This window comes from Streptomyces sp. NPDC002265, from assembly GCF_040296125.1.
In the GTDB taxonomy this organism is placed as follows: Bacteria; Actinomycetota; Actinomycetes; order Streptomycetales; family Streptomycetaceae; genus Streptomyces.
The window spans coordinates 1-4391 of sequence record NZ_JBEOWS010000538.1; the positions used below are offsets into that span (position 1 = coordinate 1).

The window sequence follows — 4391 nt, forward strand, 5'->3', positions numbered from 1 at the left end:
GACGAGGAGTTGGTGGCGGTGTGGTTCCAGCCGCTCTCGTGGGTGACGATCTGGTTGAAGGCGTTGTACTGGGCCGCGTCCGGGATCATCCGGTGGGCGATCGCCTGCGCGGAGGAGGTGCTCGCTGCCTGGGCCGGGGCGGCGGCCAGGGCCAGGCCGGCGGTGGCGGCGGCGACGGCGGTCACGGTGAGGGCCTTCTTCGGGCTGGCGATGCGGCGGATGGCGGCGAGGGACACGGGGGATCACCTTCTTTGGGGGACGGGGAGTCGCTCGCTCGCCGGGGGACCGTGTGTTTTCCGGTCCTGGCATGCGTCGGCACCGTGACCCCTGGGGGGCCGTGGTGCCTGGCGACGTCCTCAAGACAACCAGCCGCGACCGATGTCCGCAATGACCCCTTTTACTAGTTGTGGCCGCATTCGGGCTGTCGGCGCTCCGTGTGAGCTGGCTCTCAATCCCCAGGTCAGAGCATGGCTCCGCTTCTAAACCTGTCTCTTTTTGTCGACTATCGCGGCTAGTAGGTGACGTGCGTCATGTGGGGTGCTTCACCGGTTCCGCGACACTGTGTGCACGGGGTCTCACGGTGTGGGTGCGTCGAATGTGACCGCGGTCTCGAAGGCGGCCCGGCGCGTGGCGCGACGCAGCGCCTTCAGCACCGCAGGACCGACGAAAAGGGTCAGGGCGACCGTCACCAGCGCACGGCCGAGGTCCCAGCCGAGCGAGGTGGCCAGACAGTAGGCGACGAAACGGGCCAGATTCGCGGCCACCGTCCCGTGCGGGTCGAAGGCGATGCCGGAGGCGTTGCCGTCCATGAAGGTCCAGCCCGCCAGGTTCATCACCGTGCCGTAGGCGAACGCGGCCACGAAGCCGTAGGCGCAGAGCAGGGCCAGCTCGGCGCGGCCGCGCAGCCGGTCCGGGCCCGGCAGCAGGCCCGCGCCCATCGTGAACCACCCCATGGCGAGCATCTGGAACGGCATCCACGGCCCCACCCCGCCGGTGAGCAGCGCCGACGCGAACATCGTGACCGAGCCCAGGACGAAGCCGAAGCCCGGTCCGAGGACCCGGCCGCTCAGCACCATCAGGAAGAACATCGGCTCCAGGCCGGCAGTACCGGCGCCGATCGGGCGCAGTGCGGCGCCGGTCGCGGCCAGTACGCCGAGCATGGCGACCGCCTTCGGGCCGAGACCCGACTCGGAGATCGTCGCCGCCAGCACCGGCACCAGCAGCACCAGCAGGCCCGCGAAGAGCCACGGCGCGTCCTGGGCGTGGGCGGTGAGCTGCGAGGCGGGCGGGGCCAGGAACGGCCAGGTGAAGGCGACCACCCCGACGGCGCTGACCAGGGCGAGGGCGGCGAGGGAGCGGGGGCCGAGGCGGACGGCCCGTGCCTGGCGCGTCATCGCAGGGCCTGCCGCACCTGGGCGACGGTGAGCCAGCGCTGCGGGGCCAGGATCTTCGTGACCTGCGGGGCGTAGGAGGGGGAGGAGACGACCACCTCGGCGGTCGGGCCGTCGGCGATCACCTCGCCCTCGGCCAAGAGCACGACCCGGTGGGCGAGTTCGGCGGCCAGTTCCACGTCATGGGTGGCGAGCACGATCGCGTGGCCCTCGGCGGCGAGCGCGCGCAGCACACCCACCAGGCGGGTCTTCGCCGCGTAGTCCAGCCCGCGGGTCGGCTCGTCCAGGAGCAGCAGGGGAGGACGGGCGGTCAGGACCACGGCGAGCGCGAGCGCCAGCCGCTGGCCCTCGGAGAGATCGCGGGGATGCATGCCGTCGGTCACGCCGGGCAGCAGCTCGCCGACGAGGCCGCGGCAGGTGCCGGGCGTGGCCCGGGCGTCCCCGTCGGCGGCCGCGCACTCGGCGGCGACCGTGTCGGCGTACAGCAGATCGCGCGGTTCCTGGGGGACCAGGCCGACCTGGCGGACGAGGTCGCGGGGCCGGGTGCGGTGCGGTACCGCCCCGCCGACGCGGACCGTGCCGGCGGTCGGCTCGACCAGCCCGACCAGCGTGCCGAGCAGAGTGGACTTGCCGGCGCCGTTGCGGCCCATGAGGGCGACGGTCTCGCCGGCGGCCACCGTGAGGTCGACGCCCCGCAGGGCCTGGACCTGGGCGCGGCGCACGGCGAGGGAACGGACCTCGGCGACGGGCGGGGCGGGCGCCGGGGCGACGGAGGCCGTCACCCCTGCCGTCACCTTGGCGGTCACCCCGGCCGCCGCGGCATCCGCCCGCCGTCCGATCAGGCGCGGCAGGTACGGCAGGCGCGGCCGGGCGGACGCCGGGCGGGGCGCGGGTACGAGGGCGGGTGCCGATGCCTGTACGGGTGCCGGGGCCGGCTCGTCGCGTCCCGTCAGCTCCTCCCGGAGGGCGGACGCCCGGCGGCGGGCGTCGCGGACCGTCAGCGGCAGCGGGGACCAGCCCGCCAGCCGGCCGAGACCGACGACCGGCGGGTACACCGGGGACACCGCCATCACCTCCGCCGGGGTGCCCAGCACCGGAGCGGCGCCCGGCTCCGGCAGCAGGACGACCCGGTCGGCGTACTGCACGACCCGTTCCAGGCGGTGCTCGGCCATGAGGACCGTGGTGCCCAGGTCGTGCACCAGGCGCTGGAGGACGGCGAGGACCTCCTCGGCGGCGGCCGGGTCCAGCGCGGAGGTCGGCTCGTCGAGGACCAGCACCCGGGGGTGCGGGGTGAGGACCGAGCCGATCGCGACGCGCTGCTGCTGGCCGCCGGAGAGGGTGGCGATCGGACGGTCGCGCAGGGCGGCCAGGCCGAGGAGGTCCAAGGTCTCCTCGACGCGGCGGCGCATCACGTCCGGGGCGAGGCCCAGCGACTCCATGCCGTAGGCGAGTTCGTCCTCCACGGTGTCCGTCACGAAGTGGGAGAGCGGGTCCTGGCCCACCGTGCCGACGACGTCGGCGAGTTCGCGCGGCTTGTGGGTGCGGGTGTCGCGTCCGGCCACCGTGACCCGGCCGCTCAGGGTGCCGCCGGTGAAGTGCGGGACGAGCCCGTTGACCGCGCCGAGCACGGTGGACTTGCCGACCCCCGACGGGCCGACCAGCAGCGCGAGTTCACCCTCGGGCACCTCGAAGTCCACGCCCCGCACGCTGGGTTCGGCTGCTCCGTCGTACGTCACGGAGACGTTCTCGAAGCGGATCACGACGTCTCCTTGAATGCGGGGGCGGGGGCGGGGGCGAGGAATGCGGGGAGCAGGCCGAGGAGTACGGCGGCGGCGGGCAGCAGCGGGAGGGCGGGGGCCACCAGCGGGACGACACCGGGGTGCAGGGCCGTCTCGTCCGCGACGCCGAGCAGCGCGGCGACGGCGGCCCCGGAGGCCGCCACCAGACAGGCGCGCAGGTCCCAGCGGTCCGGGCGGTAGCGGGTCCGCGGGGTACGGCGGCCGCCGAGCCACAGGCCGCCCAGCGCGGCGGCGAGCCCGGCGAGCAGGACCGGCACGCCGTAGGTGCCGCCCTCCGCCGTGAGCAGGCCGTACGTTCCCGCGCAGACGCCGAGCAGCCCGCCGAGGGTGAGGGCGGTGGTGGCGCGGCGGACCCCGGCGGGCACGGCGACGGTACGGCCGTAGCCGCGGGCGTCCATCGCGGCGGCCAGGGCGACGGACCGCTCCAACGCGCCCTCCAGGACCGGCAGTCCGACCTGGAGCAGGCCGCGCAGGCCGCGGTCGGGGCGGCCGCGCAGCCGGCGGGCGGCGCGCAGCCGCTGGACGTCGGCGATCAGGTTCGGGGCGAAGGTGAGCGCCACGACCACGGCCACCCCGGTCTCGTAGAGGGCGCCGGGCAGGGACTTGAGGAGGCGGGTGGGTCCGGCGAGCGCGTTCGCCGCGCCCACGCAGATGAGCAGCGTGCCGAGCTTCAGGCCGTCGTAGAGGGCGAAGACGACTGCCTCGGCGGTGACCCGGCCGCCGAGCCGGATGCCCTGGGCCCAGTGGGGGAGCGGGACTTCGGGCAGGGTGACGAGGACGTGGGTGCCCGGGATCGGGGAGCCGAGGACGACGGCGAACACGAGCCGGACGATCAGCACGGCGAGCGCGAGCCGTACGAAGGCGCCGTAGGAGCGGGCCCACAGGGCGGCGGCGGGGCGGCAGGTCGCGACGACGTAGGCGGAGACCGCGACGAGCAGGGCGAGCAGGAGCGGATTGGTGGTACGGGTGGCCGCCACACCGAGGGAGATCGACCACAGCCACCAGGCACCCGGGTGCACGGCCGGGTGGTACGGCCGCCGGGCGGCCTGCCCGGACCGCCGCCCGTCCCCGGCCGGTCGCCCGGTCTCCCGCACCCCCGAGGGGCGCGGAAAACCCGGCGTATGCCGTCGGACCCGAGAGCTCCGGACAGAAGTGGGGCCCGGCGGGCGGCGCCCGGCACGCACTCCCCCAGAGGGGGGTC

At 75.1% G+C, this 4391-nt stretch carries 3 protein-coding genes and 1 pseudogene; all 4 read right to left on the bottom strand.

What is annotated here, in order from left to right:
- Window positions 1-236 (bottom strand): annotated as a pseudogene (locus ABT085_RS44310) (lytic transglycosylase domain-containing protein); the annotation flags it as partial.
- Between the two features lie 339 nt (window positions 237-575).
- Window positions 576-1394, bottom strand: a complete 819-nt coding sequence (locus tag ABT085_RS44315) for an ECF transporter S component (RefSeq protein ID WP_351622303.1) — start codon at window positions 1392-1394, stop codon at window positions 576-578.
- Window positions 1391-3151: an ABC transporter ATP-binding protein gene (locus ABT085_RS44320; protein WP_351622305.1), complete on the bottom strand. Its 1761-nt coding sequence runs from the start codon at window positions 3149-3151 to the stop codon at window positions 1391-1393. The genes ABT085_RS44315 and ABT085_RS44320 overlap by 4 nt, the downstream gene beginning before the upstream one ends.
- A complete protein-coding gene (locus ABT085_RS44325) occupies window positions 3148-4209 on the bottom strand; it encodes an energy-coupling factor transporter transmembrane component T family protein (RefSeq protein WP_351622308.1) in 1062 nt (353 codons plus the stop codon). Before ABT085_RS44325 ends, ABT085_RS44320 begins: the two co-directional genes overlap by 4 nt.
- Between the last annotated feature and the right edge of the window lie 182 nt (window positions 4210-4391).